Origin of the sequence: Bradyrhizobium hipponense, from assembly GCF_008123965.1 — a bacterium.
Classification (GTDB): Bacteria; Pseudomonadota; Alphaproteobacteria; order Rhizobiales; family Xanthobacteraceae; genus Bradyrhizobium; species Bradyrhizobium hipponense.
Window position 1 is genome coordinate 46,905 of the sequence record NZ_VSTH01000079.1, and the last position, 24,887, is coordinate 71,791.

Consider the following 24,887-nt stretch of genomic DNA (forward strand, 5'->3'; position numbering starts at 1 on the left):
TCCTGCGGCGCATTTCAATGAAACATAATGCGTGATAGCATTGACAGCAAGCCAATGCGGTGTCTTTCTATGAATTATAATTCTAAAATCGGGGGAGAAGTCCGTGAGCGAGGGATCCTATAATGCGGTGACCTGGCTGCTCGACCGTAACGTCGAGGAGGGCCGCGGCACCAAGCTGGCCTTCGACGACACCGTCTCTCGCCTGACTTATGGCGAGCTCCAGCAACAGACCCGCCGCGCCGCCAACATGCTGCGCCGTCTCGGCGTCCGCCGCGAGGAACGTGTGGCGATGATCATGCTGGACACGGTCGACTTTCCAATCGTGTTTCTGGGCGCGATCCGCGCCGGCATCGTACCGGTGCCGCTCAATACGCTGCTGACCGCCGATCAATATGCCTACATCCTCGCCGACTGCCGCGCGCGCGTGCTGTTCGTCTCGGAGGCGCTCTATCCCGTCATCAAGGACGTCGTCGGCCGGATGCCGGATCTCGAGCATGTCGTGGTGTCCGGCGCCAAGGTCAACGGCCACAAGCAGCTCAAAGAGGAGCTGGCACGCGAGAACGATCAATTCACGACCGCTGCGACGCATGCCGACGAGCCGGCGTTCTGGCTGTACTCATCAGGCTCGACCGGCATGCCCAAGGGCGTGCGTCACCTGCATTCAAACCTGCAAGCCACCGCCGAAACCTACGCCAAACAGGTGCTCGGCATTCGCGAGAGCGACGTTTGTCTCTCCGCGGCGAAGCTGTTCTTCGCCTACGGCCTCGGCAATGCCCTCACTTTCCCGATGTCGGTCGGCGCCAGCGTGGTGCTGAATAGCGAGCGGCCTACGCCGGCGCGGATGTTCGACCTGATGAACCGCTACAATCCCTCGATCTTCTACGGCGTGCCGACGCTGTTTGCAGCGATGCTCAACGACGAGACGACGAAGGCGGAGCGCGGTGGCAACGCACTGCGCATCTGCACCTCGGCCGGCGAGGCGCTGCCGGAATCCGTCGGCAACAGTTGGAAGGCGCGCTTCAACGTCGACATTCTGGATGGTGTCGGCTCGACCGAGCTGTTGCACATCTTCCTGTCGAATGCTCCCGGCGACATCAAATATGGCTCGTCCGGCAAGCCGGTGCCGGGTTATGCGGTGCGGCTCGTCAACGAGGCCGGCCAGGACGTCGCCGACGGCGAGGTCGGGGAGTTGCTGGTCGATGCGCCCTCCGCGGGCGAAGGCTACTGGAACCAGCGCCACAAGAGCCGCCGCACGTTTGAAGGCCCGTGGACCCGCACCGGCGACAAATACATCCGCGACGCCGAGGGCCGCTACACCTTCTGCGGCCGCGCCGACGACATGTTCAAGGTTTCCGGCATCTGGGTCTCGCCCTTCGAGGTCGAGAGCGCACTGATCACGCATCCGGCCGTGCTGGAGGCGGCGGTCGTGCCCGAAGCGGATCCGGAAGGCCTGCTGAAGCCGAAGGCCTTCGTCGTGCTGCGCCCCGGCGCGACGACGACCGGCCTGCAGGAGGTGCTGAAGGATCACGTCAAGCAGAAGATCGGCCCCTGGAAATATCCGCGCTGGATCGACGTGGTGGACTCGCTGCCGAAGACCGCGACGGGGAAGATCCAGCGGTTCAAGCTGCGGGACGGCGCGAATTGAGCGTGCGCATGTCGAGGGTGACTGACACTGCTGCGGCAAGCCCACCTGCGCTCCCTCCCCCACAAGGGGGGAGGGACGACGGAGTGCGTCGAAGCGCCTCCTGCCCGTTGCGCGAAGAAGAGTGACAGCATGACCAACATCACCTCTACCGGCTTCCTCAGCATCGGGAGCGCCAGCCTTGAGTATAAATGGCTGGCGCCGCAAACCGCCGACGCTCCGACCATCGTCATGCTGCATGAAGGGCTCGGTTCGGTCGGTCTGTGGGGTGACTTCCCCGAAAAGCTGCAGCAGGCGACCGGCGCCGGCATCTTCGCCTATTCGCGCGCGGGTTATGGCCAGTCGAGCCCGGTGAGCCTGCCGCGGCCGCTCGATTACATGCAGCGCGAGGCGCTGGACGTGCTGCCGAAGTTGCTCGATGCGATCGGCTTCAAGCGCGGCCTGCTACTCGGCCATTCCGATGGTGCCTCGATCGCTACGATCTATGCCGGCGCGCACCAGGATCATCGCCTCCAGGGCGTCGTGCTGATGGCGCCGCATTTCATCGTCGAGGACATCTCGGTGAAGTCGATTGCGGACATCAAGACCGCCTATGAGACCACGGAGCTGAAAACAAAGCTCGGGCGCTGGCACAAGGACGTCGACAACGCCTTCTACGGCTGGAACGGCGCCTGGCTCGATCCCAAATTTCGCGACTGGGACATCTCCGAGTATCTCGCCTACATCCGTGTCCCTGTTCTGGTCCTGCAAGGCGTGGACGATCAATATGGGACGCTGCGCCAGGCCGAGATCGCGCAGCAAGAATGTTATTGTCCGGTAGAACTGAAAGTCATTTCAGGCGCGGAGCATTCCCCCCATCGTGAAGCACCTGGGCTGACGCTTGTCGCGATTGAGCAATTTGCCAAAGCGGCCCTGCGCGACGATCAGGGACTTCAAGGCCGCGCCGCCTGAAGTCCTCCACATGAAACAAAATGCATGTTAAATGCATTTGAGCACTGGACGGGCCCATAAAGATGCATTATTGTGCATCTAACGCCAAAACTCATAATCAAGCTCAAGGGTGGCCCATGGCCGGGGAAGATCGGCGCCTCGCAGGCGGCGCGACATTCATCGATTTCCAGACCGAACCGTCGCGCTACCGGCACTGGAAGCTCGCGGTCGACGGCGACGTCGCGACCCTGACCATGGACGTCGACGAGAATGGCGGCCTGTTCGAGGGCTATCTGCTCAAGCTCAATTCCTACGATCTCGGCGTCGACATCGAGCTTGCGGACGCGGTCCAGCGGCTGCGCTTCGAGCATCCCGAGGTGAAGGTGGTGGTGATGCGCTCGGCCAAGAACCGTGTGTTCTGCGCCGGCGCCAACATCCGCATGCTCGCCGGCTCCACCCACGCCCACAAGGTCAATTTCTGCAAGTTCACCAACGAGACCCGCAACGGCATGGAAGACTCCTCGGAGAACTCCGGCCAGCGCTTCATCACGGTGGTAAACGGCTCGGCGGCCGGCGGCGGCTACGAGCTTGCGCTCGCCACGGACCACATCATCCTTGCCGATGACGGCGCGTCTGCGGTGGCGCTGCCGGAAGTGCCGCTGCTCGCGGTGCTGCCGGGCACTGGCGGGCTCACGCGCGTCGTCGACAAGCGCAAGGTGCGCCGCGACCATGCCGACTACTTCTGCACCATCGAGGAAGGCGTGAAAGGCAAGCGCGCCGTGCAATGGCGTCTCGTCGACGAGATCGCGCCGAATTCGAAACTCGAGAGCAGGATCGCCGAGCGCGCCAGGGAATTTGCGGCGGCCTCGAAGCGCAACGGCAGCGGCAAGGGCGTTGCGCTGACGCCGCTCAGGCGTCTCATCGACGAGACCAGCCTGCGCTACGGCTTCGTCACCGTCGATATCGACCGTGCCGCGCGCATCGCCACCATCTCGATCAAGGCGCCCGAGGCGTCGCCGCCTACCGACATCGACGGCATGCTGGCGCAGGGCGCTTCGTTCTGGCCGCTGCAGGTCGCACGCGAGCTCGACGACGCGATCCTGCATCTGCGCATCAACGAGCTCGAGATCGCCATGCTAGTGTTCAAGAGCCATGGCGACCGCGCCCATGTGCTGGCCTCCGACGCCTTCCTCGAAGCCAACAAGGCGCACTGGCTGGTCAACGAGATCCGCCATTACTGGAAGCGCGTGTTCAAGCGCATCGACGTCACCTCGCGCACGCTGGTGACGCTGGTCGAGCCCGGCTCCTGCTTTGCCGGCACACTGGCCGAGCTCGTCTTCGCCGCCGACCGCTCTTACATGCTGATCGGCACGCGCCAAGGCGACAACCGGCCGCCGCCGTCGATCGAGCTTTCGTCCATGAACTTTGGCTCCTATCCGATGAGCCATGGTTTGACCCGGCTGCAGTCGCGCTTCCAGGCCGACCCGTCCGATCTGGAGCGCGCGGAAGCCACCGTCGGCACCAGCCTCGACGCCGAGGAGGCCGAGGAACTCGGCCTCGTCACCTTCGCGCTCGACGATATCGATTGGGACGACGAGGTCCGCGTCTTCCTCGAGGAGCGCGCCAGCTTCTCGCCGGACAGCCTCACCGGCATGGAAGCCAGCCTGCGCTTCGTCGGCCCCGAGACGATGGAGTCAAAAATCTTCTCGCGCCTGACCGCGTGGCAGAACTGGATTTTCCAGCGTCCCAACGCCGTCGGCGAAGAAGGCGCGCTGCGCCGCTACGGCAGCGGCCAGAAGCCGAAATTCGATATGACACGGGTGTAACGACATTTTCTGCGTCATGGCCGGGCTTGTCCCGGCCATCCACGTGCTTGGCTCAACAAGCAAGAACGTGGATGCCGGCACAAGGCCGGGCATGACGAAATGAAATCGCAAGGAGCACGGCCATGAATATGAACATCATGAACGTCGACTACTCGACCAAGATTCCCAACAACGTGAACCTTGCCGAAGACCGCCAGGTGCTCAAAGCGCTGGAAGGCTGGCATCCCGGTTACATGGACTGGTGGAGCGACATGGGGCCGGAAGGCTTCCAGGAGTCGCTGGTGTACCTCCGCACCGCCTATTCGGTCGATCCGCGCGGCTGGGCCAAGTTCGATTACGTGCGCATGCCCGACTATCGCTGGGGCATTCTGCTTGCACCCCAGGAAGAGAACCGCGTCGTTCCGTTCGGTGAGCACTACGGCGAGCCGGCCTGGCAGGAAGTCCCGGGCGAGCATCGCGCCATGCTGCGCCGCCTGATCGTGATCCAGGGCGACACCGAGCCGGCCTCGGTCGAGCAGCAGCGCCACCTCGGCAAGACCGCGCCTTCGCTCTACGACATGCGCAATCTATTCCAGGTCAATGTCGAAGAGGGTCGTCACCTCTGGGCGATGGTGTACCTGCTGCAAAAGTATTTTGGCCGTGACGGCCGCGAGGAAGCCGACGATTTGCTCCGCCGCCGCTCCGGCGATGCCGATGCGCCGCGCATGCTCGGCGCCTTCAATGAGGCGACGCCGGACTGGTTGTCGTTCTTCATGTTCACCTACTTCACCGATCGCGACGGCAAGATGCAGCTGCACTCGTTGGCGCAGTCGGGCTTCGATCCCTTGTCGCGCACCTGCCGCTTCATGCTGACTGAGGAAGCGCACCACATGTTCGTCGGCGAGACCGGCATCACCCGCGTCGTGCAGCGCACCTGCGATGCGATGAGGGAGGCCGGCATCACCGATCCGACCGACATCGCAAAAGCCCGCGCGCTCGGTGTGATCGACCTGCCAACCATCCAGAAGAAGCTGAACCTGCACTACACCCTGTCGCTCGATCTGTTCGGCTCGGAAGTCTCGACCAACGCAGCCAACGCCTTCAACGCCGGCATCAAGGGCCGCTATCACGAGACCCAGATCGAGGACGATCACCAGCTCAAGAACGCCACCTATCCGGTGCTCAAGTTCATCGACGGCGAGATCAAGCTGGTCGACGAGCCGGCGCTGACCGCACTCAACATGCGCCTGCGCGACGACTACAGCCAGGATTGTGTCAAGGGCATGCTGCGCTGGAACAAGGTGATCTCGACCGCGGGCTACGACTTCCAACTCAAGCTGCCCAATGTCGCCTTCCATCGCCACATCGGCGAGTTCAAGGGCATCCATGCGACGCCGGATGGTCTTTTGATCGACGACGCCACCTGGGCCAGGCGCAAGGACGATTGGCTGCCCTCGACTGCCGACGGTGACTTCATCACCTCGCTAATGCAGCCCGTCACCGAGACCGGCCAGTTCGCCTCCTGGATCTCGCCGCCGAAAGTCGGCATCGACAACAAGCCCGGCGATTTCGAGTACGTGAAGATCGAGTCGTAAGGGCTGCTCGCGAGACGCGATCACGCGCCACAACTCCGCCGTCGTCCCGGATCTGCGCTTACGCTTGTGCGGGACGACGGCGGAATTTGTGGAGTGAGATACCCGCTTCGCGCTCAGCGCGTCCCGGGATGACGCACGCTTGGCGCGCGTCAATCCGCCACGACCTTGACGCGGTCGCGCACCTTCACCTGCGCGTTGCGATCGAGGCCGTTGAGCACGCGAAAACGTTCGGCCGGGTGATCGACGCCGGCCATGCGGTGGGAGAGTGATTCCACGGTGTCGCCAGGCTGCACGGTGATGACCTTGATGCGCAGCGGGCGGGCGGCCTGGATCTCTTCGAGCGTCAGGCGGCGGAATGAATTAACGGTCTCGCGCGCGTTGCGCTCGCTCTCGGTCGACTTCTGCCTCGTCGCGAAGATGAAGCGGTAGACGTCGCTGCCGAAACGCAACGCGTAGACCTTGAACTGCCACTGATCGCCCTTGGCGGTGGCGGAGGCGGCCGGAAAGCCGTTGATGGTGATATCCTCGGTGGAGGTCTTGTCGACGCCTTCCATCCAGCCCGAATTGAGGTAGTCGCCGAGCGATTGCTCGGCCGGCACCCGCACGACGTCGAAGCGCATCGCCTGCGAGCCGCCGTCGCGCACGCCGATCACAGCCTGCGCAGTGTTGTCGAGCGTAAAATTGTCCGGCGCCTGGAAGGTGAAGCCGAGCTTTGGATGCAGGAATCTGCGGCCGCGGACGAAGCCTTCGCTCGGGTCTTCGCCGTAGACAAGATTGTCGATCGCGGCGAGATAGCTTTCGCGGTCGCGCTCGCCGCCTTCCGGCGCACCGTATTGCCGCGCGATCGTCTGCGCATTCTGCACGCGCTCCGGAGTTGCCGGATGCGACGAGGTGAAATCCTGCGCGCGCGGATCGAGCGAGCTCTTGCCGGCCTTCAGCTCGGCATTGCGCTCCATCGCCGAGAGGAAGCGCGCCGCACCATAGGGATCAAAATGCGCGCGGGCGGAAATGCCGACACCGATGCCGTCAGCCTCGAACTCCTGGTTGCGCGAAAAGCTCGCCATGGTCAGCTTGGTCTTGGCGAGCGCGAGCGCGGTGAGATCGGGATCGCTGCTCATGTCGGTAACGACACGGGTGACGATCGCAGCCTGGCGCGCCTGATCCTCGCGTATCGCGGCGTGCTTGGACAGAACATGCGCCATCTCGTGGCTGAGCACGGAGGACAATTCTGAGGTGTCGCTGGCGAGTGCGAGCAGGCCGCGCGTGACATAGAGCTGCCCGTTCGGCAGCGCGAAGGCGTTCACCGCGCCGGAATTGAGGATGGTGACCCTGTAGCCCTGGTCGGGACGGTCGGACGCCGCGACCAGCCGCTCGACGGTCTTGGTGACCAGCGATTCGAGCCGGGGATCGTCATAGGTGCCGCCATAGCTCGCTAGGATGCGCTCGTGCTCCTTTTCGGTGGCGGGGGTCTGGGCGACCGCCGGCTTCGGCTTCGGCATCGCGATCGTCGGTGTCGTCGCGGCGGTCTGGAACCGGCCCATATCGCCGCAGCCGGCGAGGGCTGTGCCCAGCACAAGGCACAGCGCGGCCGCCGCAGCCCGCAGGCGGCGGCCATCACCTCGTCCGTGCCGTTCTAGCACCCCATCCACTTCGCTTAACCCGTGCCTGGCCTTTATGGCCTTACCCCTGTCGGCTCGCTTGCGCCCAGCAACTCGACCTGTCCCGCGAGGCGCGCATCGATACGCGGCCCCGTCGTGCCCTCGACCCAGCCCCGGACTCGAACGCGTCGATTTTCCAAGGACTTAAGGGCAACCCCGGCACTCTCGAACACCGGTAATATGCGCCTTGAAATAGTCACGGCAAAGCCGCGTGTCCAGTTTCGTCCGAAGTTGAGGTAAGTCGTTGCCCCAGCTTGCCGGACCGATAGAACTTTGCCCTCGACCACCATAAAACGCCCGATCCCGGCCAAAATATCGTCCGAACTTTCCGCGTTTTTTATGGCCGACGGGTCAGCCCAGCTGCCCTTTTTTTGGCGCCGCGCCTCGGCCTCCGCCGCCATCAGGGCGGCAGCGCAGTCCTTGTCCGGAATCTCGGCGGAGACGATCGCCTCGCCCTGGGCGAGCAGGATGGCCTGCACCGAGATATCGGTTTCGCCGGTGAACATGACGGCAGCTTGGCGGCCGTAACGATCAGGCGCCTCGTCAGTGCCGCGCAGGGTCACGTCGTGGCCGACCAGAAGTGACGTCAGCGCCTGCTTCGTCGTCGCGGTTGGCTCGATCCCGGTCAGACGAATTTCACGGCCGTCCTCGAGCCGCACACTACGTGCATCGACGATGGCGACGACGCGGCCGTCGCCCTGGGACTCGAGCTGGCACGGTGTCGCGCGCGCGGTGTGACTCGCGGCGAGAAGGAATGCGGCGATAAGGTGAAACGGCCGTGTCACGTTACCCGGAGAGATTGCGTTGTGTGTCGATTTTAACTCAAGTGTGGCGGGGCGCGAAGAGGCTTCTTCACACTCCGTCATTGCCTCACATGCCGTCATTGCGAGCACCGCGAAGCAATCCAGGATCCTTGGCGGAAAGATTCTGGATTGCTTCGCTTCGCTAGCAATGACGATGTGGAAGCAGCTCGCCAGACCCTGCCATTCCGCTTTGCGGAAAACGCGCGATGCTCTCGCCGCGCTTCTGCTTGCTGCGCTGTCGCGCATGCGGCATGATTGCGGCAACAGCAATAACCAAGCCGCCATCAGAGCACGGCGCGATAAGGGAGGTCTTCAATTCAATGAAGCGAATTAATTCAATGAAGCGAATTTTGTCGGGCATTTTTGCCGCCGCATTCGTCCTGAGCGCGAGCGCTGCGCAGGCCCAGGACAAGCCGCCGCTGAAGATTGGCGGCATCCTCGACATGTCGAGCCTGTATGCCGACATCACCGGCCCCGGCAGCGAGACCGCGGCCAAGATGGCGGTGGAGGATTTCGGCGGCGAGGTGCTGGGACGCAAGATCCAGGTGCTGGCGGCCGACCATCTCAACAAGGCCGATCTGTCTGCCAACATCGCCCGCGACATGCTGGACAATCAAGGCGTCGAGATGATCTACGACGTCGCGGCGTCCGCGACCGCGCTTGCCGCCGGCGAGATTGCGAAAGCGCGCAACAAGATCGTCATCTTCAACGGCCCCGGCTCGATCCGCCTCACCAACGAGGCCTGCGGTCCCTACACCGTGCACTACGTGTTCGACACGTTCGGGCAGGCCAACGTGACCGGCCTTGCGGCCGTGAAGTCGGGCCTCGACAGCTGGTTCTTCCTCACTGCCGACTACGCCTTTGGCCAGGATCTTGAGAAGGACACCAGCAATGTCGTCATCGAGACCGGCGGCAAGGTGTTGGGCAATGTCCGCCACCCCCTCAACACGTCGGATTTTTCGTCGTTCCTGCTGCAGGCCCAGGCGTCGAAAGCCAAGGTGATCGGGCTGGCGAATGCCGGCGGCGATACCGTCAACGCCATCAAGCAGGCAGCCGAGTTCGGCATCACCAAGGGCGGCCAGAAAATCTCGCCGCTGCTTGCCTTCGTCACCGATATCGATTCGATCGGCCTGGAGACGGCGCAGGGCCTGCTGCTGGCGGAGGCCTTCTACTGGGACCTCAATGATGACACACGCGCATTCTCGAAGCGCTTCACCGAGCGCATGAAGCGGCCGCCGACCTCGGCGCAGGCCGGCGTCTACTCCTCCGTGACGCATTACCTCAAGGCCGTGAAGGCGGCAGGCACGACCGATTCGGCTGCGGTGATGAAGCTGATGAAGGAGACGCCGATCAACGACTTCTTCGCGAAGAACGGCAAGATCCGCGAAGACGGCCGCATGCTGCACGACATGTATCTGTTCGAGGTGAAGAAGCCGTCGGAGTCCAAAGGCCGCTGGGACGATTACAAGCTGCTCGCTACCGTGCCCGGCAACGAGGCGTTCCAGTCACTGGAGCAGTCGCGCTGCCCGCTGGTGAAGAAGTGACGGCGTGACGCAATCACGCCGTCATTGCGAATCCAGACTGTCTCCGCGGATACATTCCTGGATTGCTTCGCTTCGCTCGCAATGACGAGCGTGGTGACAGCTCGGCAGAATAACAACAAGGGAGACCTGCGATGAGCAACGACATGGTTCTGCAGAAGCTCGAAGGCGGGCTGCTCACCATCACCATGAACCGGCCTGAGCGCAAGAATGCGCTCAACCCGGACATGGTGCGCGCGCTGGTCGAGGCGGCGCGGCGCGCGGCTGACGATCCGGAGGTGCGTGCGGTACTCTTCAAGGGCGCCGGCGGCTCCTTCTGCGTCGGCGGCGACGTCAAGTCGATGGCGGAGGGCCGCGCGCCTCTGCCATTCGAGACCAAGCTTGCCAATTTGCGCCGTGGCATGGAGGTCTCGCGCATCCTGCACCAGATGCCCAAGCCGGTGGTGGCGCAGCTCGATGGCGCCGCGGCGGGCGCCGGTCTGTCGATGGCGCTATCCTGCGACCTGCGCATCGCATCCGAATCCTGCAAGATCACGACGGCCTTCGCAAAAGTCGGATTCTCCGGCGACTTTGGCGGCACCTATTTCCTGACCCAGCTGCTCGGCAGCGCGCGGGCGCGCGAACTCTATCTGATGTCGCCGGTGCTTACCGCGAAGGAGGCGCATGCGATCGGCATGGTGACCAGGGTCGTTCCGGATACCGAGATCGACGCGGCCGCGCACGAACTGGCGCTGTCGCTGGCGCGGGGCCCTTCGATCGCGCTCGGCTTCATCAAGCGCAACATCAACAATGCCGAGCATCTGGCGCTGGAGGATTGCTTCGACGGCGAGGCGATCCACCACACCCGCTGCGGCGACACCGAGGACCACAAGGAGGCCGCAAAAGCCTTCGTCGAAAAACGCAAGCCGGCCTTCAAGGGCGCATGACGATGGCGCCCTATATGCGGCTGCGGCAGATCTGCCTGGTCGCGCCTCAGCTCGAGCCGGTGATCTCGGACATCGCCAGAATCATGGGCCTCGCCGTCTGTTATCGCGACGGCAATGTCGCCAAATACGGCCTGGAGAACGCGCTGCTGCCGGTCGACACGATTTTGCTGGAGGTGGTGGCGCCGTTCCAGGACGGCACCGCGGCCGGCCGCTTCATCGAGAAGACCGGCGGCCGCGGCGGCTATATGGCGATCTTCTGCTGCAACGATCCGGACGAGCGCGGCCGCAATGCCAATGCGCTGGGCGTGCGCACCGCCAACCTCATCGACCATGCGCCCTATCACGGCGTGCAGCTGCACCCCCGCGACTGCCGCGCTGCCTTCATCGAGTTCAACCACACCGATGGCAGCGACGACATTCTCGGCCCGTATCCGCCGGCGGGGCCGGACTGGCAAAAGTTCATTCGCAAGGATGTGACGCAGGCGCTGACCGGCGTGGAGATGCAGAGCCCGGACCCGACAGGGCTGGCGGAGCATTGGGGGAGGATCATTGGCGTTGTGCCCACCGTAGCGGCCGGTGGTGAGGCCGAGCTGAAGCTGCCCAATGCGGTTTTTCGCTTTGTGAAGGGTGGCAGCGAAATCATGAGCGCGCTGGAGTTTCGGGTCGCCGATGTGACGAGCGTGCGGCATGCGGCGAAGGCGAGGGGATATGCGGTTGCGGGCAACGAGTTCCTGCTGGGCGGGGTGACGTTCCGCATTGGGGCGTAACGATCGTTGATGCCCTGCTGATGGGCGCGGTTAAACCCTCTCCCCTTGTGGGCCCCCTTGTGGGAGAGGGTGGCTGCGCGAAGCGCAGCCGGGTGAGGGGTCTCTCTCCGCGCATGAACTGCTTCAGTAGAGCATGCGGAGGCAACCCCTCATCCGGCGCTTCGCGCCACCTTCTCCCACAAGGGGAGAAGGAAGAACGGAGTCACCGCCCCCTGAAATTCGCGGCGCGCCGCTCTTCCGTGGCCTTCACGCCTTCCTTGAAATCCTCCGTCGCGCGCAGCCGGGTCTGTTCCTCGAGCTCGTGATTGGTTGCGGCCATGACGCGGTCGGCCAGACCCGCTCGCATCGTGGCGCGGGTCGAGACGAGGCCGAGCGGGGAGCATTCGGCGATCTCGCCGGCGAGCTTCAGTGCGGCCGCCTTCACCTGGTCCTGCGGCACCAGCTCGTTGGCAAGGCCCCATTTATAAGCTTCCTCGCCGGTGACGCGGCGGCTGGTGTAGAACATCAGCTCGGCGTTGTTCTTGCCGATCAGCTCAGGCAGCGTCACGGTCAGGCCGAAGCCGGGGTGGAAACCGAGCTTGGTGAAGTTGGCGGAGAAGCGCGCTTCGGGGCAGGTGACGCGGAAATCCGCCGACACTGCAAGGCCCAATCCGCCGCCGATGGCGGCGCCCTGCACGGCGGCGACGATCGGCTTCTTGGCGCGGAAGATGCGCACGGCCTGGATGTAGAGATGGTTGATCGGGCCGAGGCTGTCGGCCGGATCGCCCTTTGCCGTCTTCTCGGCCTCGCGCGCCTCCTGCGCCTGCCGCGCCGGATCGCCGAAGTTGGCGCCGGCGCAGAACGCCTTGCCCTGCGCCGAAAGCACCGAGGCGCGGATCTCGATGTCGCGATCGAACTCGTCGAGCGCGTCCGCGATCTGGTTGATCAGCGAGATGTCGAAGAAGTTGAGCGGGGGCCTGCGGATCTCGATGGTGCCGACATGCCCGACCTTCTCGACGCCGATATCTTTATAGGTACTCATGATGATCCTCGATTGAATTAGCGCAAACCAAGCCCGCGGGCGATGATGCCGCGCAGAACTTCAGTTGTGCCGCCCTGGATGGTGAGTTTCGGCGCGGTCTTGATGGCAAAGTCGAGCTGCCGCTCCAGCGTCTCGCGGTTGGTCGCGGTCTCTTCGACGAAGGCGGCGAGATCGCGCACGCGGTGCGGCAATTGCTGCTCCCAGACCGTGCCGATGTCCTTGACGATGGAGGCCTCCACCACCGGCTCCTTGCCAGCCTGCAGCATGCCGGCGACCGAGACCGACATGCGCCGCATGGTGTGGAGCTGCGCCACCAGGCGGCCAATGCCCTCGGCGCTGCGCGTATCCGGATTGGAACCGACCGCGCGCACGAGCTCGGTCAGCACGTAATAGGTCTCCAGAAAGCGCTCCGGACCCGAGCGCTCGTAGGCAAGCTCGCTCGTCGCCTGCTTCCAGGCACCGTCGACCTCGCCGAGTACGTGATCGTCGGGTACGAAGAAATCGGTGAAGACAACCTCGTTGAACTCGTACTGGCCGGTGATCTGGCGGATCGGGTTCACTTGAATACCCGGCTGCTTCATCTTGACCAGGAACTGGGTCAGGCCGTGGCGGCGGTTTTCCTTCGTTGGCTGCGACGTGCGGAAAATCGCGATCATGTAATCGGCGATATGCGCCGACGACGTCCAGATCTTGGTGCCGTTGATGAGATAGCCGCCGTCGGTCTTGGTCGCGCGCGTCTTCGCGGCGAACAGGTCGGAGCCCGAGTTCGGCTCGCTCATGCCGATGGCAAAGCAGATTTCGCCGCGGCAGATGCGCGGCAGAATGTCCATCTTGATGTGCTCGGGGGCGTATTTCAAAAGCACCGGCCCGCTCTGGCGGTCGGCGACGAAGAAGCGCCGCGTCGGCGCATTGGCCACGCGCATCTCCTCGGTCACCACATAGCGTTCGAGGAAGGAGCGCTCCTGGCCGCCATATTTTTTCGGCCAAGTCATGCCGAGCCAGCCCTTGGCGCCGACCCGGCGGGAAAATTCCGGCGCGTCGGTGTCTTCGCGGTTGGGCTTGTGCGGATCGAAGGTGCCGGCGGCGATTTCGTCGGCGAGAAAGGCGCGCACTTCCTTGCGCAATTGCTCGCATTCTTCGGGCAGGCGGATCGGATCGAAACGGAGGGCAGCGGTCATTGGTCTGTCGTTCCCTGATCAGCGCGACGCGACGAGCGGCCACAATTCGTCGGCGCCGCGATTGGCAACCAGCTTACCGAGCTCGACGGCCCAGTGGCTCTCCGAGCCGAAATCGTCGCGCCAGGCCAGCGCCCGCAGCGAATAGCGGTGCAGAATATGCTCCATGGTGAAGCCGATCGCGCCGTGCACCTGATGCGCGATGGCGCCGCCTTTTTCCGCAGCTTCCGCGCAGCGGATTTTTGCCGAGGCAGCTTCGAGGTAGACTTCGTCGTCGAAGGACTTTGCGCTGGCGATCGCATCGGCGGCCGAGGTCGCGGCCGCCAGCGCTGCGGCGGATTCGCCGGCAAGGCGCGCGAGGTTGTGCTGCACCGCCTGGAATTTCGAGATCTTCTTCTCGAAGGCGACGCGCTCGTTGGAATAGCGCACGGAGATGTCGAGCATTGCTTCCAGCGCACCCGCGATCTGAAGGCTGCGCGCGACGCCGCCCATCAGCATCAAGGTGGTCTTGTCAAAGCGCTTCGGGGCGGACTTGATGGCGACGGGCTGCACCTTGTCGAGCGTGACGGTGTCGCTGTGATCGTAGCCGACATTGAGCCCGGGTTCGATCCGCGCCCTTGTTGCGTCGACCAGTGCGATCGAGACGCCGTCCTTGCCATGCGCCAGCACCGCAAAATGCTTCGCCGCTTTAGCAAACGGCACGCCGCGGGCGCGGCCCGAGAGTGCGTCGTCGGCGTCGAGCGTTATGCGATCCTTCGGGCTCGCCGGCAGCACCGTCATCTCGCCCTCCGGCGAAGCGATCTTCGCCTGCGCCAGCAGCCAGCCCGCGAGCATGGTCTCGGCCAGCGGGACTGCGACCGCAAAGCGGCCGGCGGCATTCAGCAGGGCAAAACCGTCGGCAAGGCTCGCGCCGGAGCCGCCGAGATCGTCAGGCACCCAGGACAGCGGCAGGCCGGCCTCGCTCAGCGCCTGCCACAGCGGCGCCTGCCACGAATCGTTCTTGTCGTTGTTGATTTCTTGCGGATCGGCGAGATCGGCGAAGATTTTTTCCGCGGTCTCGACGACGATATTGTCACTCTCCGCCACAGCGTTCCCCGTGTTTTGCCATTGGCGCATCCGGTCCGTTGGGTCGGCGCGCGGTCTCTTCTTGCGCCCGATGATCGGAAAAAGCCATGGTCCTGACAAGCGTTGATCGCAGGTCCATCTGCGGCGCCGGCATGGGCGAAGGACCATTCACTACTAATTCCGCTTAGCGGAGTTTGCTCGATTTGCAGGGCGCGGCAAACTCGCTAAACAAGGCGGCGAAACTCAACAATGGGAAGGAAATCCGGATGGCAAAGGACGGCTTGTGCGCAATCGTAACGGGGTCCGCATCCGGGCTGGGCGCGGCGACCGCGGAAATTCTCGCGCGGAGCGGGGCGCGGCTCGTCATCAACTATTCCTCGAGCCAGAAGGAGGCCGAGGCCACCGCTGAGGCCTGCCGCAAGGCGGGCGCCGCGGAAGTCCTGGTCGCGCAGGGTGACGTCTCGCGCGACGAGGACTGCCGCAAGATCGTGGCTGCCGCCGCGCCCTGGGGTCGGCTCGACATTCTCGTCAACAATGCCGGCACCACCAAGCACGTCGCCCACGCCGACCTCGACGGATTGTCGGCGGAAGATTTTCAGCGATTGTACGGCGTCAACACCATCGGCCCGTTCCAGATGGTGCGCGCCGCGCGCAGCCTGCTGGAGGCCGGTGCAAAGGCGTCGGGGCGGCCGTCAGCGGTGGTGAATGTGTCGTCGGTTGCCGGCATCAGCGGCATCGGTTCGTCGATCGCGTATGCGGCGAGCAAGGGCGCGCTCAACACCATGACGCTGTCGCTGTCGCGTGCGCTGGCGCCGCTGATCCGCGTCAACACGGTGTGCCCTGGCTATATCGACACGCCCTGGTTCACCAAGGGCCGCGGCGAGGCCGGTGCAAAGCAGGTGCGCGACAGCGTGGTCGCGAAGGTGCCGCTCAAGGTCGCATCGACCGCCGACGATATCGCGCAGCTCGTCTGCTTCCTGGCGATGCCGGCCTCCAGCAACATGACCGGCGAGGTCGTGCGGATGGACGCCGGGATGCATTTGATTACGTGAGATAGCGCTCCGCTAGCGCGTCAAACACAACCGTCGTCCCGGCGAAGGCCGGGACCCATAATCACTGGCCGTAATTGTAGTGCGAAGTCGGCAATTGCCAATCTTCGCCAAACCAAATTCGGTGGCTATGGATCCCGGCCTTCGCCGGGACGACACCGAATTTGTCGATGGGCCGCACCGCAATGCGACTGTGGGCTACCCCTTGATCACGCCGCTCGCGACCAGCCGGTGCCAGATGAACAGCACCACCACGGCGCCGATGGTGGCCATGATGAACCCCGCGCCCTGGTCGGGGCTGTAGTGGCCGATGGCCTGGCCGACGAAGGTCGCGAGAAATGCGCCGACGATGCCGAGGATGGTGGTGAGAATGAAGCCGCTCGGGTTGTTCGGTCCCGGCGCCAGCCAGCGCGCGATGAGGCCGGCGACGAAGCCGACGACGATGATCCACAACAGGCCGCCCATGCTCATGTCAGTGCTCCCCTCGTTTGACTAAAATCAGACTCTGCCCGAGATCTCTTGCTCGGTCGGCAGCCGTCCGTCCGGCGTCAGATGGTCGATCACCTGCGGCAGATACTGGCTGAGGCCGGAGAGCAGTTCGTCGCGCGACAGGCCGCTCTGGGCTGACAGGCTCTCGATCTGGTCGGCGCCGAGCGCGTTGGCGAGATCGCCGGGCGCGATCTCCTTGTTCTGGCCTTTGCCGACCCAGGTATTCGCGGTCTCGCCGTGACCGCTCTGCTGGAGCTGGTTGAGGAGATCGCCGAGCCCGCCGCTCAGCACGCTGCCGGCCGCGCCGCCTGCGAGCAGGCCGCCGAGGCCACCCTTCAACAGGTCACTAAGACCGCCGCCAGCGCCCGCATTCACCGGCGGGGGGAGGTGCGTCGGTGTCGGTGCCGGGGACGGCTGCGGCGCGCTGCCGGATTGGTTGCCGCTCAAATGCTTGAATGCCTTCCAGGCGAGCAGGCCGAGGATCGCCATGGTCATGGGCGACATGCCGCCGCTGGATGAGGATTGCGAACTCGGTGCGCTTGGGCCGCGTGGGCCGTTCTGCATGCCGTTGAGGACGTCGAGCAAACCCATGTCGTTCTCCTGCCGGTAACAGCCCCGTTCAAAAACATATGAGGCTCTCATGACGGTTACAAGGCGATTGCGCCGCAGCTGCGGGAATGGGCAGCGGCGGTTTGCTCTGCTATCGAGGGCGGGTCATTTTGGGAGCGTAGCCAGGTGAATACGGATCGGCCGATCGTGGTGGCTGGCGCGGGCGCCATCGGCTGTCTCGTCGGCGGCATGCTGGCGGCCGGCGGTCGCCGCGTCGCGCTGCTGGTGCGGCCGCGGGTGAAGGCCGAGATCGAGCGGTTCGGCCTGCGGCTCACCGATTTCGACGGCTCCGAAAGGAAGCTCAGCGCCGGCCAGTTCGCGCTGTCTGAGAATCCCGCGATCTTGCACAGCGCCGGCATCGTGCTGGTCACGGTGAAGAGTGCCAATACTGCTGAAGTCGCGGATCAGATCGCGCAGCATGCGCCGGAGGATGCAATCATCGTGTCACTGCAAAACGGCGTCGGCAACGTCGCGGTTCTGCGCGAGCGCCTCGGTGGCCGGCGCGTGCTCGCCGGCATGGTGCCGTTCAACGTGATCGCCATGGGCGAGGGCCGCTTCCATCGTTCGACCTCGGGCGACATCCATATCGGGGAAGACGAGGCGAATACGGCCGCGGCGCTCTCGGTGCCCGGTCTCACGATGCGCGCGAGCCGCGACATCACCGGCGTGCAATGGGGCAAGCTGATCATCAATTTGAACAACGCGCTCAGCGCCTTGTCCGACATGCCGCTGGCCGCGCAACTGGCGAACCGCGACTGGCGAACACTATTCGCCGACCAGATGGCGGAGGGGCTGGCCGCATTGAAGGCCGCGGGCATCAATCCGGTCTCGGCGACGCCGATCCCAATGAGGTGGACGCCGACCTTGCTGAGATTGCCCGATGCGATTTTCAACCTGATCCTGGGGCGGACCATGAAGATCGATCCCGAGGCGCGTTCCTCGATGTGGCAGGATCTGAAGCAGGGCCGCAAGACCGAGATCGACTATCTCCAGGGCGCGGTTATTGCGCTTGCTGAGCAACACGAAGTCGCTGTGCCGCTGGTGCGCCGTATTGTTGCGCTGATCAAGGAAGCTGAAGCTGCGGGGAATGGGCCGCCCGGGCTGACGCCACAGCAGATTCGGGGCGCGGCTTGACCGTGCCGTTTGATGGAGGAGCGCGATGAGGCATTGTTTGATGATCGGGCTTGCGCTGATTGCGCTTTGTGGCGCCAGCAGATTTGCCCAGGCGAGGCCGCCGACCGTCATGAACTCCCCTGGCTACGACGCGCGACTGCAGGAGAGTCGAAAGGCGCTGGGCAATTCATCCACGACAACAGCGCCGGCGAATGTGCCGGTTGCGACTCCCAAGCGCAGCAAGAAGAAGCACACGAACTGACGCGCGGCGCTCGACCCAACATCTTCCGCCGTCGTCCCGGACAAGCGCGCCCAAAGCGCGCGCCGATCCGGGACCCATAACCACAGGGAGTGGTTTTGCGAAGACTCGTGGTTACGAGTCTCGCGCCAAACCCAATTTCGTGGCTATGGGTCCCGCATCGGCGCTTACGCTTGTCCGGGACGACAGCGGAGTTTGCGGCCGCCGCTCACCCCTTCTTCGCCGGCTTGCCGGGCGCCGGGTTGAATATCTTCTTCAGCTCGTTCAATCCATCCGACAGCCGCGGCCATTCGCAGGAGAACGAGCCCTTGACGCAGGGCGTGCCCTTGGGCCGCGATCGCGCGTCGCCGGCCACCGCCTGCTGGACTTTCGGCCGTTCGACCGGCACGGGCACGCGCGCGACCTCGGTTCGCAAGGCGACCTGCTGGAGCTGTTGCTGCTCCTGCTGCTCGCGCTGCTGCCGCGCGGCCGCTTCCGCCACATTGCTGCGGCGCTGGTTGGCGAGATAGGCGGTGTAGGATTCGTCGATCTTCTTCTGCTCCCCCGGCGTCGGATTGGGCCCGGCGATGTCGAAGGTGCGATCCTGGAGGAAGTCGTAATAGCTGTAGCCGCCGCCTGCCTTGCGCCGGCCCGCGAACTTGGCATTGCACTCGGCAAGCGCGGCCGTCTTTTCGGCCTTGGTCGCGGCTTTCTCGGCGGCGTCGGCGCATTCCTCGAAATCGACCGGCGCCCGCTTCCACCATTGGGCGTGGGCATGCGGCGGCGTCAGCAGAAAAGCCCCTGCTGCGACAACGGCAAGCGCCGCACGACGCGATGCAACTACGTCCGACATTCTACGAGAGCATTCCTTGCGAAACTCAACCCCAACTGAGTCGAGTCGGATTTTTGCCCCTTTATCGCCAGCTTGTCACCCATGGAACCCATCAATTTCGCGTCCGTAATGCTGACATTTTTTGCTTGACGTGGCTCGGGAGTCACAGCGCCGGGCCGGCCGGCTGTTACACTTCGTTCCGCAAACGCCTCATATCGAGGTCACGCCTAGAAAACGAAGCGGAACGCCTGAGAAGGACCGAACGTTCATGACGATCACCATCGCTGGCAACAGCGTGCCGAAACCGCCGGCCGATATCATAGAAGGGTTCAGGAACGCGCCGACCTCGATTATTTCCGATAATCTCGCCCGGCTGCCCGGCGCGGTGGGGCTAAAGCCCTATCATCGCGGCGGCAAGCTGGTGGGGACAGCGTTCACGGTGCGCACCCGTGCCGGCGATAATCTCGCCATCCACCGCGCGCTCGAGCTGGTCGGACCCGGCGATGTCATCGTGGTCGATGGCGGCGGCGACGAGACCCGGGCGCTGGTCGGCGAGATCATGAAGAACATCGCGCAGTGGCGCAAAGCGGAAGGCTATGTCATCGACGGCGCGATCCGGGACGTCGCGGCCTTCGCTGCGGACGACTTTCCCTGCTTCGCCCGTGCGGTGATTCACCGCGGCCCCTACAAGAACGGTCCCGGCGAGATCAACGTGCCTGTTACGATCGGCGGCAGCGTGATCTCGCCCGGTGACATCGTGGTGGGCGACGAGGACGGCGTTGTGTCGTTTTCTGCCGCCGGCGCCGCGGCGCTGCTGGAGGCGGTGCGCGCCCAAATCATGCGCGAGGAGGAAACGCTGAAGGCGATCCGCGAGGGCCGTTACCAGGGCTCGTATGGGAAGTCATAATCAGACGGAAGGCCTGGGTCAAAGCGATGGCCAAGTGAATTGCAAAACGAAGCCGTTCGCTGCTGCTTTCGCGAGCGATTTCACAACGTTTGTTTCGGCCGAAGCTATCTCATTTTTCTTATGCTGGGTTATTCCAAGTGACGAAGAATTGCGCGTTCATCCTGCCTTGCATTCTCCTTCTGCTGGTCTCTGGAGACAACGAGGTCGGTTCATTGATGTTGCGGCCCATCCGCGCATCAATGCACACCTACGATGGCCATGAGGCCATCAACAATCGTTCCATCCAGCCGATTGCCGCTGTTGCCCCGGCCGAGAGAAGCCGGGGAATAACGGAAGACGCGTACGCAAAGGCCAATGGTCTCTCCCCGGACGCAGTTAAAAGTCGTTTCGCGGCAAGTGGAGTCCTGCGATGTCCTGGTGGAGATAGCAGCGCTCAGGTGACTGGAGCGCGCGACGTGATCACGGCGGCGGCTCACGCGTTTCGGGACGCTTGCAAACGCCATACGTCACCTGACAAGTGTACATTCGAGTACTATCTGGGAGCGGAGAAGCGGACCGTTCCTTTGTCGGCGACCCTATGGATGGGCACATGCGTTGAGAGTGCGCCGAGGGCGATTGTCAGCGATTGGGCAGTCGCAAAACTCGAGTTTCCCGCAGAGGTGACGCCTTACGAGATCTATGAACGGACCGAAATTTTGGTCGAGTTGGAGCGTGTCCTGGCGATTGTCGGTTACGACATTGAAGCCACAGGAAAGACAGACAAGTACGGGCCGTTCAACAAGACGGTACAGGAGTGTCAAATACGCGACGTAAGGGACTGGTCGATATTTGAAACCAACTGCGAGTTCACAGTTGGGGCATCAGGCAGCGCCCTGTTTCGTCGGATGGGCAGTCGAATGACCTTGTTCGGCGTCCTTAATGGAGACTATCGAGATAAACACTATTGTCCACGAGGCGGCTGCGAGTTCAAGAGTCGGGAATGGTCGAGTGTGTACGTTACCTTGAAGGGTGAGTTCAAAGACCAGCTTCTTGCTGCCGTAAGCCTGTCTGCAGCAAAATAAGACGTAGAAGGGAGGACGGCGTGAGCCAGAGAGACGAATTCCACAATCTCGACAATGCCGAGAACGGCCTGTTTCGCGAACTCGCGGCGGGGGGTGACCACGCGCATCTTCGCCGGCGAGCAGGCGATGCTGTCGGTGGTGACGCTGGCGCCACACGCGCAAGGCGCACACTGCATCATCATCCCGAGGAGCAGTGGGGCGTGCTGCTCGACGGCTCGGCGATCCGCGTCATGACAGGTCTCCTCCCGGGATTGCCATCCCAGGTCCGGTGCGCTCGCGCGGGCTTGAGCGTCAGAGCATCTTGCCGACGATCTTTGTCATATCTGCTGCCGAAAACGCGCGCAGCGTTTCCGTGCGGACATTGCCGAGTGCGCTGAGACTAAGGCTGAGCGACATCGCGGCAGCCTCATCCGGAGCCTCGAGAACGGTCACAATGTCATACCGTCCTTGCGTCCAGACGATCTCTTTCACGGTCACGCCGAATGTTTTGGCCATCTCCTTGAAGGCCTCGGCCCGCTTCGGCGAGTCCTTGACGTTCCGGACTCCCTGATCAGTGAAGTTTCCCAGCACGACATAGGTCACCATGGTCGTCCTCCCTGGTTGGAACCCAGATAGAATTCTCGCTCGAGGAAACCGCACCGAGTTTGCCACAACGGCCGAGACATCGCTACTTGCGCGTTGGGAGCGTCAGTGGACGTGACTTATTTGTCAGGACAATTTCGGTCAGGACAACGGCCGGGCAAAACTGAGCTCGTGACCATCGAGGTCAGTGAGATGAAAGTAGCGCTCGCCCCATTCGGCATCGCGTGGCGTGGTGCTCGGCTGCCATCCGGCTGCGAGCGCGCGTTCGTAGAGCGCGTCGACGTCGGCGACGTAGAAGATGACGCGTCCCCACCAGGACCAGCGCTTGTCCGGCTGCACAGTCAGATTGAGATAACCCGTGCCGGCGCGAAAGCTCGTGAACGGGGCAGCCTCACCGCCGTGCAGGATCTCGAATCCAAGCGAGCGGTAGAAGTGCACGGCACGACGCATGTCGTGGATGGCGAGAGTGATGGCGCTGATGCCCTCGATCATGATGGCGGCTCCTAACCAGAGTTTGGGCTCGAAGCCGATTGTACAGCCGCCAAGTGCAGGTTGACGATGAGCCGAGCGGCAGATTGCCGGCCCGCCTTGCGGCTGGCGAACTGCATCCTGCTCTGCTATGAGGGGGCCGAATCCGTACGCGCGGGTTCCGCGGTCCCGTAGCTCAGCCGGATAGAGCGACGGTTTCCTAAACCGTAGGTCGGAAGTTCGAGTCTTCCCGGGATCGCCAATATCCTCGCCATTTTCTCATGGGCAATCGTCGTGGATTGCCACGCTCATCGGCGCAAAAATTGCTAGAAGCGTCACGCTTCCTTCCTTGCTGGCCCGGCTGACATGCCCGCCGCGCCTCACTGCCCACATCCGGAGACGACAATGCCTTTCGACTTGATCCTGCGCGGGGGGCGAGTGATCGACCCGTCCCAGAAGCTCGATGCCGTGACCGATGTCGCCTTTGCCGGCGGCAAGGTCGCTGCGGTCGGCAGTGGGCTCAAGGCGGATCCGGGCACGGAGGTGCGCGACGTCTCGCAGCTGATCGTGACGCCGGGTCTGATCGATCTCCACACTCACGTCTATTGGGGCGGCACCTCGCTCGGCATCGATGCCGAGGAGTTTTGCCGCACTTCCGGCGTTACCACCGCGGTCGATACCGGCAGTGCCGGCCCGGGCAATTTTGCCGGCTTCCGCAAGCACGTGATCGAGCCGAGCCAGGTCCGCATCCTCGCGTACTTGCACGTCTCGCATGCCGGCATCTTCGGCTTCTCGCACCGGATCATGGTCGGCGAGAGCGAGGAACTGCGGCTGATGAATCCGATCGATGCGGCCAAGGTGGCCGATGAGAACCGCGACCTCATTGTCGGCATCAAGGTGCGCGTCGGCCTGCACGCCTCGGGCACGTCGGGGATCGTGCCGCTCGATATCGCGCTCGAGGTCGCAAATGAGGTTGGCATGCCCTTGATGGCGCATATCGACCATCCGCCGCCGAGCTACGAAGACGTGCTGGCGCGCCTGCGCCCCGGCGACGTGCTCACCCACGCGTTCCGACCATTTCCCAACACGCCAGCGACCGCGCAAGGCACGGTGAAGAGGGCGGTGCTGGATGCGCGCGAGCGCGGCGTGCTGTTCGACATCGGCCACGGCAAGGGCTCGTTCGCCTTCAAGACCGCGCGCGCGATGCTCGCCAACGGATTTTATCCGGACACGATTTCCTCCGACATCCATCTGCTCTGCATTGATGGCCCGGCCTTCGACCAAGTGACAACCATGTCGAAATTCCTGTGCATGGGCATGAAGCTGTCGGATGTGATTGCCGCATCGACTGTGAATGCGGCCATGGCGCTGCGGCGTCCCGAGCTCGGCAGCCTCAAACCGGGCTGCGTCGGCGACGCCACGCTGATCTCGGTGAGGGAAGGCCAGTTCGATTATGAGGACGTCGTCGGCGAGCACCTGATCGGCGACCGCAAGATCGTCTCCGAAGGTGTCGTCATCGGCGGCCGCTGGTGGCATCCAAACTGATCGGCTAACCCTGCTCGCGATAAAATTGCAGCAGGCGCTCGCCTTCCGGCGAGAGCCACTCGGGTGCGCCCGTGATGTACCCCTCGACGTGGCTGCTCGATCCGACCAGATAGGTGATGGGCATGCCGGCGAGGGGGAACATCGCGGTGGATGCTTCGGCGGCTGCGCCGTAGGCGTCGACGTAGCAGGCGAGGTCTTGGACAGACAGGCCGCTCAGAAACGTCCGGATCTTGCGGAGATCCCTGGTGTCGGTGCAGATCGCGATGACGTCGAGCCGGTCGGGCCGCGATCGCGCCAGGCTTGCGAGCGCAGGCAGGTCGAGCCGGCAGGCCGCGCACCATGTCGCCCAGAAATTGACAAGGGTAATGCGTCCCGGCTTCGCTGCCACCACGGCATCCCTGCCATTGAGGTCCTGAAGGCGAAGCTGCGGCATCGGCGCGCGGGGCCGGACCACCGTGAACTGGTTGCGGCCGGCCTCGAACACCGGCGGCCACGACGACGCGGCTGCTTTCGCGCCGCTTGCGTCCAGGGAAACCAGAAGCGCCGGCGCTGCCATCAGGATCGATCGCCTCGACAGCACCGCAATGTCGTCGCGCGTCCCGTCACGCATGAATATAGGCCCAGCCCTTGAGTTGCAGATCGACCACGCGGCCGATACCGAAGGGGACGAGGCTGGCGCCTGATATCAGCGGAATCGAGACCTGCTCCCTGGCTTCCGCGATCGCCTTGGATGAGGCGCACATGCTGTAAGTGAGATTAGGCAGCGACTGGTGCAGCGTCGCGAGCGGTTCGGCGAGCGTAGACCTGTCGGCGCGGAACAGGTCGATGCCCTTGCCATTGGCGATGACCTCGATCAGCAACTTTGCGCCTTTGTCGGCAAAGTGCCTGGCGAGGTTGGCGGAGTAGCTGACGGCGTGTCCCATGACATAGGGTTCGTTGCTGTCGATCAGGATCGCGACGCCGTCGACAAGACGATCGTCCTTGGCTGCGGCGGCGCCACCCGCGGTGAGGATCGACGCCCCGGCGAGCAGGCCCCTGCGCGACCATCCGTTGATCGAGGTCATCG

General features: G+C 63.7%; 25 protein-coding genes, 1 tRNA gene and 1 pseudogene. 15 read left to right on the plus strand and 12 right to left on the minus strand.

Going from position 1 to position 24,887, the window contains the following annotated elements:
* The first annotated feature begins 103 nt into the window (after positions 1-103).
* The 4 genes from FXV83_RS23820 to boxB all read left to right on the plus strand — a co-directional run bounded on the left by FXV83_RS23820 (position 104) and on the right by boxB (position 5,972).
* Positions 104-1,645, plus strand: a complete 1,542-nt coding sequence (locus FXV83_RS23820) for a benzoate-CoA ligase family protein (protein ID WP_148741810.1) — start codon at positions 104-106, stop codon at positions 1,643-1,645.
* A gap of 129 nt (positions 1,646-1,774) precedes the next feature.
* Positions 1,775-2,593, plus strand: a complete 819-nt coding sequence (locus FXV83_RS23825) for an alpha/beta fold hydrolase (RefSeq protein ID WP_148741811.1) — start codon at positions 1,775-1,777, stop codon at positions 2,591-2,593.
* 116 nt (positions 2,594-2,709) lie between these two features.
* Complete coding sequence (gene boxC / locus FXV83_RS23830) at positions 2,710-4,398, plus strand: 2,3-epoxybenzoyl-CoA dihydrolase (protein WP_148741812.1); 1,689 nt, start codon at positions 2,710-2,712, stop codon at positions 4,396-4,398.
* A gap of 122 nt (positions 4,399-4,520) precedes the next feature.
* Complete coding sequence (gene boxB / locus FXV83_RS23835; protein WP_148741813.1) at positions 4,521-5,972, plus strand: benzoyl-CoA 2,3-epoxidase subunit BoxB; 1,452 nt, start codon at positions 4,521-4,523, stop codon at positions 5,970-5,972.
* 149 nt (positions 5,973-6,121) lie between these two features.
* Here the strand turns inward: boxB and FXV83_RS23840 are convergent, their stop codons facing one another.
* Positions 6,122-7,612 carry a M48 family metalloprotease gene (locus FXV83_RS23840; RefSeq protein WP_148741814.1) on the minus strand — a complete coding sequence of 497 codons (1,491 nt, stop codon included), beginning with the start codon at positions 7,610-7,612 and terminating at the stop codon, positions 6,122-6,124.
* 32 nt (positions 7,613-7,644) lie between these two features.
* Positions 7,645-8,496, minus strand: coding sequence for a thermonuclease family protein (locus tag FXV83_RS23845; protein WP_148741843.1), 852 nt, complete (start codon positions 8,494-8,496; stop codon positions 7,645-7,647).
* A 275-nt stretch (positions 8,497-8,771) separates the two neighbouring features.
* Between FXV83_RS23845 and FXV83_RS23850 the strand changes: the two genes are divergently transcribed.
* The 3 genes from FXV83_RS23850 to FXV83_RS23860 all read left to right on the plus strand — a co-directional run bounded on the left by FXV83_RS23850 (position 8,772) and on the right by FXV83_RS23860 (position 11,667).
* A complete protein-coding gene (locus tag FXV83_RS23850; RefSeq protein WP_148741815.1) occupies positions 8,772-9,977 on the plus strand; it encodes an ABC transporter substrate-binding protein in 1,206 nt (401 codons plus the stop codon).
* Between the two features lie 131 nt (positions 9,978-10,108).
* Positions 10,109-10,900, plus strand: a complete 792-nt coding sequence (locus FXV83_RS23855) for an enoyl-CoA hydratase (protein ID WP_148741816.1) — start codon at positions 10,109-10,111, stop codon at positions 10,898-10,900.
* A gap of 2 nt (positions 10,901-10,902) precedes the next feature.
* A complete protein-coding gene (locus FXV83_RS23860; RefSeq protein ID WP_187436111.1) occupies positions 10,903-11,667 on the plus strand; it encodes a VOC family protein in 765 nt (254 codons plus the stop codon).
* A gap of 202 nt (positions 11,668-11,869) precedes the next feature.
* On the opposite strand, the gene FXV83_RS23865 is transcribed toward FXV83_RS23860, so the two are convergent.
* The 3 genes from FXV83_RS23865 to FXV83_RS23875 are packed head-to-tail and all read right to left on the minus strand — an operon-like array spanning position 11,870 to position 14,949.
* Positions 11,870-12,688: an enoyl-CoA hydratase/isomerase family protein gene (locus tag FXV83_RS23865; protein ID WP_148741818.1), complete on the minus strand. Its 819-nt coding sequence runs from the start codon at positions 12,686-12,688 to the stop codon at positions 11,870-11,872.
* Positions 12,689-12,705: 17 nt separating this feature from the next.
* On the minus strand, positions 12,706-13,866 hold the full coding sequence (locus tag FXV83_RS23870) for an acyl-CoA dehydrogenase family protein (RefSeq protein ID WP_148741819.1): 1,161 nt from the start codon (positions 13,864-13,866) through the stop codon (positions 12,706-12,708).
* Between the two features lie 18 nt (positions 13,867-13,884).
* Entirely contained in the window at positions 13,885-14,949 is a 1,065-nt protein-coding gene (locus FXV83_RS23875) for an acyl-CoA dehydrogenase family protein (protein WP_148741820.1), read from the minus strand.
* 245 nt (positions 14,950-15,194) lie between these two features.
* Between FXV83_RS23875 and FXV83_RS23880 the strand changes: the two genes are divergently transcribed.
* Entirely contained in the window at positions 15,195-15,980 is a 786-nt protein-coding gene (locus tag FXV83_RS23880) for an SDR family NAD(P)-dependent oxidoreductase (protein ID WP_148741821.1), read from the plus strand.
* Positions 15,981-16,175: 195 nt separating this feature from the next.
* Here FXV83_RS23880 and FXV83_RS23885 read toward each other — a convergent pair whose 3' ends face one another.
* Both FXV83_RS23885 and FXV83_RS23890 read right to left on the minus strand, forming a co-directional pair.
* Positions 16,176-16,448, minus strand: a complete 273-nt coding sequence (locus FXV83_RS23885; RefSeq protein ID WP_187436112.1) for a GlsB/YeaQ/YmgE family stress response membrane protein — start codon at positions 16,446-16,448, stop codon at positions 16,176-16,178.
* 27 nt (positions 16,449-16,475) lie between these two features.
* Entirely contained in the window at positions 16,476-17,057 is a 582-nt protein-coding gene (locus FXV83_RS23890) for a YidB family protein (RefSeq protein ID WP_148741822.1), read from the minus strand.
* A 144-nt stretch (positions 17,058-17,201) separates the two neighbouring features.
* On the opposite strand from FXV83_RS23890, the gene FXV83_RS23895 reads away from it, so the two are divergent.
* Together FXV83_RS23895 and FXV83_RS23900 are read left to right on the plus strand one after the other, a co-directional pair.
* Positions 17,202-18,209 (plus strand): 2-dehydropantoate 2-reductase, encoded by a 1,008-nt coding sequence (locus FXV83_RS23895; RefSeq protein ID WP_148741823.1) that lies wholly within the window; start codon positions 17,202-17,204, stop codon positions 18,207-18,209.
* A 25-nt stretch (positions 18,210-18,234) separates the two neighbouring features.
* Complete coding sequence (locus FXV83_RS23900; RefSeq protein ID WP_148741824.1) at positions 18,235-18,450, plus strand: hypothetical protein; 216 nt, start codon at positions 18,235-18,237, stop codon at positions 18,448-18,450.
* 205 nt (positions 18,451-18,655) lie between these two features.
* On the opposite strand, the gene FXV83_RS23905 is transcribed toward FXV83_RS23900, so the two are convergent.
* A complete protein-coding gene (locus tag FXV83_RS23905; protein ID WP_148741825.1) occupies positions 18,656-19,279 on the minus strand; it encodes a hypothetical protein in 624 nt (207 codons plus the stop codon).
* A gap of 247 nt (positions 19,280-19,526) precedes the next feature.
* Between FXV83_RS23905 and FXV83_RS23910 the strand changes: the two genes are divergently transcribed.
* The 3 genes and pseudogenes from FXV83_RS23910 to FXV83_RS45175 form a co-directional block, all read left to right on the plus strand.
* Entirely contained in the window at positions 19,527-20,165 is a 639-nt protein-coding gene (locus FXV83_RS23910; protein ID WP_148741826.1) for an RraA family protein, read from the plus strand.
* Positions 20,166-20,302: 137 nt separating this feature from the next.
* Positions 20,303-21,226 (plus strand): hypothetical protein, encoded by a 924-nt coding sequence (locus tag FXV83_RS23915; RefSeq protein WP_148741827.1) that lies wholly within the window; start codon positions 20,303-20,305, stop codon positions 21,224-21,226.
* Positions 21,227-21,246: 20 nt separating this feature from the next.
* Positions 21,247-21,456 (plus strand): annotated as a pseudogene (locus FXV83_RS45175) (cupin domain-containing protein); the annotation flags it as partial.
* 61 nt (positions 21,457-21,517) lie between these two features.
* On the opposite strand, the gene FXV83_RS23925 reads toward FXV83_RS45175, so the two are convergent.
* Together FXV83_RS23925 and FXV83_RS23930 are read right to left on the minus strand one after the other, a co-directional pair.
* A complete protein-coding gene (locus FXV83_RS23925; RefSeq protein WP_148741828.1) occupies positions 21,518-21,811 on the minus strand; it encodes a GYD domain-containing protein in 294 nt (97 codons plus the stop codon).
* 138 nt (positions 21,812-21,949) lie between these two features.
* Positions 21,950-22,300, minus strand: a complete 351-nt coding sequence (locus FXV83_RS23930; protein WP_148741829.1) for a VOC family protein — start codon at positions 22,298-22,300, stop codon at positions 21,950-21,952.
* A 161-nt stretch (positions 22,301-22,461) separates the two neighbouring features.
* Between FXV83_RS23930 and FXV83_RS23935 the strand changes: the two genes are divergently transcribed.
* Both FXV83_RS23935 and FXV83_RS23940 read left to right on the plus strand, forming a co-directional pair.
* A tRNA-Arg gene (locus FXV83_RS23935) sits at positions 22,462-22,538 on the plus strand.
* 143 nt (positions 22,539-22,681) lie between these two features.
* Positions 22,682-23,821, plus strand: a complete 1,140-nt coding sequence (locus FXV83_RS23940; protein ID WP_148741830.1) for an amidohydrolase/deacetylase family metallohydrolase — start codon at positions 22,682-22,684, stop codon at positions 23,819-23,821.
* Positions 23,822-23,825: 4 nt separating this feature from the next.
* On the opposite strand, the gene FXV83_RS23945 is transcribed toward FXV83_RS23940, so the two are convergent.
* Positions 23,826-24,431 carry a TlpA family protein disulfide reductase gene (locus tag FXV83_RS23945; protein WP_148741831.1) on the minus strand — a complete coding sequence of 202 codons (606 nt, stop codon included), beginning with the start codon at positions 24,429-24,431 and terminating at the stop codon, positions 23,826-23,828.
* Complete coding sequence (locus FXV83_RS23950; RefSeq protein WP_187436113.1) at positions 24,424-24,885, minus strand: DsrE family protein; 462 nt, start codon at positions 24,883-24,885, stop codon at positions 24,424-24,426. Before FXV83_RS23950 ends, FXV83_RS23945 begins: the two co-directional genes overlap by 8 nt.
* Positions 24,886-24,887: the final 2 nt, after the last annotated feature.